At 61.5% G+C, this 4,883-nt stretch carries 5 protein-coding genes; all 5 read right to left on the bottom strand.

The window, feature by feature from the left end:
• The coding region (flgK, locus tag DBR24_RS33910) for a flagellar hook-associated protein FlgK (RefSeq protein WP_256591858.1) at positions 1–1,178 on the bottom strand (1,178 nt) is incomplete at its 3' end.
• Between the two features lie 22 nt (positions 1,179–1,200).
• On the bottom strand, positions 1,201–2,493 hold the full coding sequence (flgJ, locus tag DBR24_RS26370) for a flagellar assembly peptidoglycan hydrolase FlgJ (protein ID WP_128616178.1): 1,293 nt from the start codon (positions 2,491–2,493) through the stop codon (positions 1,201–1,203).
• Positions 2,494–2,504: 11 nt separating this feature from the next.
• On the bottom strand, positions 2,505–3,593 hold the full coding sequence (locus DBR24_RS26375) for a flagellar basal body P-ring protein FlgI (RefSeq protein ID WP_161794916.1): 1,089 nt from the start codon (positions 3,591–3,593) through the stop codon (positions 2,505–2,507).
• 27 nt (positions 3,594–3,620) lie between these two features.
• The gene (gene flgH / locus DBR24_RS26380) at positions 3,621–4,316 is read right to left on the bottom strand and encodes a flagellar basal body L-ring protein FlgH (protein ID WP_007965503.1); all 696 of its coding nucleotides are present in this window, start codon (positions 4,314–4,316) and stop codon (positions 3,621–3,623) included.
• A 52-nt stretch (positions 4,317–4,368) separates the two neighbouring features.
• The coding region (locus tag DBR24_RS26385) for a flagellar hook-basal body complex protein (protein WP_128616179.1) at positions 4,369–4,883 on the bottom strand (515 nt) is incomplete at its 5' end.

Genomic DNA, 4,883 nt, shown 5'->3' on the forward strand with positions numbered 1-4,883 from the left:
GGGGTGGTGGTGGTGCTGAACGCGCCCATCGCAGTGCCTTCCGGCAGCCGCTGCACGGTGTAGTCCGTGGCGCTGGTGAAGGTCACCTTGTAATCGTTGATGGTCAGTTTGCCGGAGTCTTTGATGCTCACATCGAAGTTGCCGGAACCGGCACTGTTGCCAATGGTAGCGGTGCTGCGCGAAGCCATGCTGGCCGCGGTGTTGATGCTGTTGAACAGGTTGCCGCCGAAGTCACCGTTCTTGTCGATGCCCTGGCCCTGAATCGAGTTCATCTGATCGGCAACGACCAGCGCGACGCGGCCCAGTTCGTTCATCGCCGGGTCCAGCACGGTGCTGCGATAACGCAGCAGACCGCCGATTTCACCACCGGTAATGCCCGAGGTGATGTCGATGGAAGTCGAACCGTTGTTGATCTGGATGCCCATGCGCGACGGGTCGGCCTTGGTTGGCGTGACTTCCAGTTTGCTGGCGGTGCCACCCATGACCAACGGCTGACCGTTGCCCAGGTAGATGTCCATGTTGCCGCCACGCTCGACCACCTGCGCACCGGTGAAGGTGGACAGCTGGCGAATGGTCTCGTTGCGCGCGTCGAGCAGCTCGTTGGGCTGGCCGCCGGCGTTGGAAATTTCGGAAATCTTCTGGTTCAACTGGGCCACGGTGGACGCCAGTTTGTTGACCTGATCGGCCATGCTCGACAGGTTGCCGTTGATGTCCTGGTTCTGCGCGTTCAACTGACTGGAAACCGAGTTGAAGCGAGCGCTCAGGGCCTGCGCATCGCTGAGCAGCAACTGCCGCGAAGCATCGTCACCCGGCTTGGCGTTGACGTTCTGCACCGAGGCGAAGAACTTGGTCAGTGCACCATTGAGGCCTGTGCCACTGTCGGACAGCAACTTGTCCAGCGGGGTGACCTGACCCAGGTACGCCGCGGCATCGCTGTTGAGCGAAGTGGTGGTCTGCAACTGGGCATCAATGTAGCTGTTGTACACCCGGCGCACGTCAGCCAGGGTGGTACCGGTGCCGATCCAGAGATTGCCACTCTGAATCGAGCCTTTTGAATTCTGCACGGTTTGCTGGCGCGAGTACCCGGCCGTATCGACGTTGGCAATGTTGTTGCCCGTCACCATCAAAGAAGATTGGCTAGCGGATAAACCCGACATCCCGATGTTGAGCAAACTCATGGTTCAAACCTTACTGTATGTTTTATAGAGGCGTTGTCGAAACGCCCGCCGCAGCGTAGTTCTGGTTAACGTTCATCTGCTTGGCAATCTGCGAAATCTTGCTCGCGTAGTTCGGGTCGGTGGCGTAACCGGCCTTTTGCAACTCGCGTACAAACTGTTCTGGGTTATCGGCCGACTTCAGCACATCTTGATAGCGATTATTGCTCTGCAGCAAAGTCACCAGATCGTGGAAGCTGTCCTTGTACGAGGCGTAGGAACGGAACTCGGCCGTCTCCTTGACCATCTCCCCGTTGCGGAATTCGCTGGTGATCGCCCGGGCCGAATCGCCCTTCCAGTTACTGCTGGCCTTGATACCAAACAGGTTGTGGCTGCTGCTGCCATCCTGGGCGCGCATGACCGATTTGCCCCAACCGGTTTCCAGTGCCGCCTGCGCCACCAGATAGCGCGGATCGACGCCGATACGGTCGGCGGCTTCCTTGGCCATCGGCAGCATGGTGTTGACGAATTCGTCGGCAGAACTGAAGGCTTTTTTCGCCGGTGCCAAGGGAATCTGCGCCATTGCGCGGCCATAGACCTGCATCGACCCGCCGGAGGCTTTTTCGTTTTCGGCACGTACCAGCCAGTCGCCGTTGTACAGCGGTCCGGCGCCGGTCGTGGCGGCGGTCGCGGCGCGTTGCGGCAATTGACTGGCGGCGGTCGGCGTGGCCGACGGCACCAGGCCGGCCAGCAACCGATCGGCCAGTTTCGGCGGCAAGGCCAGACGACGCTGGTTGATCAGCGCCATGTCATTACGGTGAGAAATATCGGTGTTCGGCGCATTCACCGAACGCGATGCCCACAACGGACGCTCGCCATTGAGGCGCGACAACGGCCCGTGGGTGGCGACAGTGCCGGCGGCCACCGGAGTGACCACGGCGGCGGCCTTGGCTTTGGCTTCTTCCTGCTTGGCGGCGGACGCCGCTGCAGCCTCACCCGGCGCCATCGGTTTGTTCTTCGACATCTGGCGCATCAACACGTCGGCCAGGCCAATACCACCGCCCTCGCGCGACAACGACACCGCCAGTTGCTGGTCGTACATTTCCTGATACTGCTTGGCTGCCGGCGTGTTGAGCGGGTTGTCCTGGCCCAGCGCTTCAGTGGCCGAACGCATCGACTTGAGCATTTCACCGAGGAACAGCGATTCGAATTCCTGCGCCACTTTGCGCATGTTCGCATCGCTGTTCTTGTCACCGACCTTGAGCTGGTTCAGGCGATTGAGGTCCGAGTACGAACCCGAATCGTTGCTGCTGACCAGACCGCTCTTGCGCATATCCATGAGTGTCGGCCTCAGATCACGATCAGGTCGGCTTGCAACGCGCCGGCCTGTTTCAGTGCTTCAAGAATGGCCATCAAGTCACCCGGTGCCGCGCCGACCTGGTTCACCGCCCGCACGATCTCGTCGAGGGTGGTGCCCGGACCGAACTTGAACATCGGCTTGGCTTCTTGCTGGGCATTGACCCGCGAACGCGGCACGACGGCGGTCTGGCCGTTGGACAATGGACCTGGCTGGCTGACGATCGGGTCTTCGGTGATGGTCACGGTCAGGCTGCCGTGGGTCACGGCGGCCGGCGAGACCTTCACGTTCTGGCCGATGACGATGGTGCCGGTACGCGAGTTGATGATGACTTTCGCCACGGCCTGGCCCGGATCGACCTCAAGGTTTTCCAGGATCGACAGGTAGTCGACGCGCTGGCTCGGATCAAGCGGTGCAGTGACGCGGATCGAACCGCCGTCGATGGCTTGCGCCACGCCTGGGCCGAGCATGTCGTTGATCTTGTCGACGATGCGCTTGGCGGTGGTGAAGTCGGAACGGTTGAGGTTCAGCGTCAGGCTGTTGCCCTGGTTGAAACCGCTCGGCACCGAACGCTCGACCGAAGCACCGCCGGGAATACGACCGGCCGACGGAACGTTGACGGTGATCTTCGAACCGTCGCGCCCTTCGGCGTCGAAACCACCGACCACCAGGTTGCCCTGAGCGATGGCGTAGACGTTACCGTCGATACCCTTGAGCGGGGTCAGCAACAGGGTGCCGCCGCGCAGGCTCTTGGAGTTACCGATGGACGACACGGTGATGTCGACCTGCTGACCCGGTTTGGCGAACGCCGGCAGATCGGCACTTACCGACACCGCCGCGACGTTTTTCAACTGCACGTTGCCCGATCCCGGCGGCACCTTGATGCCGAACTGCGAGAGCATGTTGTTGAAGGTCTGCAGGGTGAACGGGGTCTGTGTCGTCTGGTCGCCGGTGCCGTTAAGCCCGACCACCAGGCCGTAACCGATCAACTGGTTGGAACGCACGCCGGAAATGCTGGCGATATCTTTCAGCCGCTCCGCGTGGGCACCAAAGGCTGCGGACAACAGGGCCGCAGCCAGCATGAGGCTCTTGAAATTCAAAGTCGCCACCTAGAAAGGGAACAGCGGGCTGAGGAAGAAACGGTCGAACCAGCCTGGCTGACTCGCATCGGCAAACGAACCGGTGCCCGAGTAGGTGATGCGCGCATCGGCGACACGGGTCGACGACACGGTGTTGTCGGTGGCAATGTCATCAGCGCGCACCAGACCTGCGATCCGCACCAACTCGTCGCCGGTGTTGAGGGTCATCCACTTCTCGCCGCGCACGGCGATGATGCCGTTGGGCAGCACGTCAGCCACGGTCACGGTGATCGAACCGGTCAGGGTGTTGCCCTGCGCCGCCTTGCTGTCGCCTTTGGTCGCACGGTCGCCGCTGTAGCCGACGTCCAGGCTCAGGTCGTTACCGCCCAACGGGTTGTTGGTGGTACCGCTGCCGCCGAACAGCGACGTCAGGCCGATGCCGGTCTTGCTGTTCTTGGCCACTTGCGAGTTGGCGTTCTTGCTCGCCTGAGTCTTCTCGTTCAGCGTGATGGTGATGATGTCACCGACGCGGAACGCCTTGCGGTCGCTGTACAGGTTCTGCTCGAAGCCGGCCTGATAGATCGAGCCGTTGTTGGCCGCAGCCGGCAATGGCGTGCGCGGCAACACCGGGGCGTAGTAAGGGTCATTGGGCTTGGGCGTCGGCGCGACGCAGCCCGCGAGCGAGACGACCCCACCCAATGCCAGAACAGATACGAAGCGTTTCATGACCCTACCTCACGGTGTTGCTGGCGGCCTCATGGCCGCCTCATAGACTGGATTACAGATTCTGCGTTACGAACGAGAGCATCTGGTCGGCGGTGGAGATCACCTTGGAGTTCATCTCGTAGGCGCGCTGAGTGGTGATCATGTTGACCATCTCCTCAACAGTGCTGACGTTCGAGGTTTCCAGAGTGTTCTGCAGCATGGTGCCGAAACCGTTCAGGCCCGGGGTACCGACTTGCGGCGCACCGGAAGCGGCGGTTTCCAGGAACAGGTTGTTGCCCACCGCTTGCAGACCGGCCGGGTTGATGAAGTCGGCGGTTTGCAGGTTGCCGATCACCTGCGACGCCGGGTTGCCGGCAATGGTGATCGACACGGTGCCGTCGCGGCCTACGGTGAAGGTCTGGGCATCGTTCGGAATGACGATGGCCGGTTCCAGAGCGAAACCGCTGGCGTTGACGATCTGGCCATTGGAATCGAGGTGGAACGTACCGTCACGGGTGTAGGACGTGGTGCCGTCCGGTTGCAGGATCTGGAAGAAACCACGACCGTCGATGGCCATGTCCAGCGGCT

Origin of the sequence: Pseudomonas sp. HMWF006 (genome assembly GCF_003061205.1) — a bacterium.
GTDB lineage: Bacteria > Pseudomonadota > Gammaproteobacteria > Pseudomonadales > Pseudomonadaceae > Aquipseudomonas > Aquipseudomonas monsensis.

Coding starts and splice junctions, on each gene's coding strand:
- flgJ (WP_128616178.1), bottom strand. CDS start 2,493: ATGGATATGCGCAAGAGCGGTCTGGTCAGCAGCAACGATTCGGGTTCG.
- DBR24_RS26375 (WP_161794916.1), bottom strand. CDS start 3,593: ATGCTGGCTGCGGCCCTGTTGTCCGCAGCCTTTGGTGCCCACGCGGAG.
- flgH (WP_007965503.1), bottom strand. CDS start 4,316: ATGAAACGCTTCGTATCTGTTCTGGCATTGGGTGGGGTCGTCTCGCTC.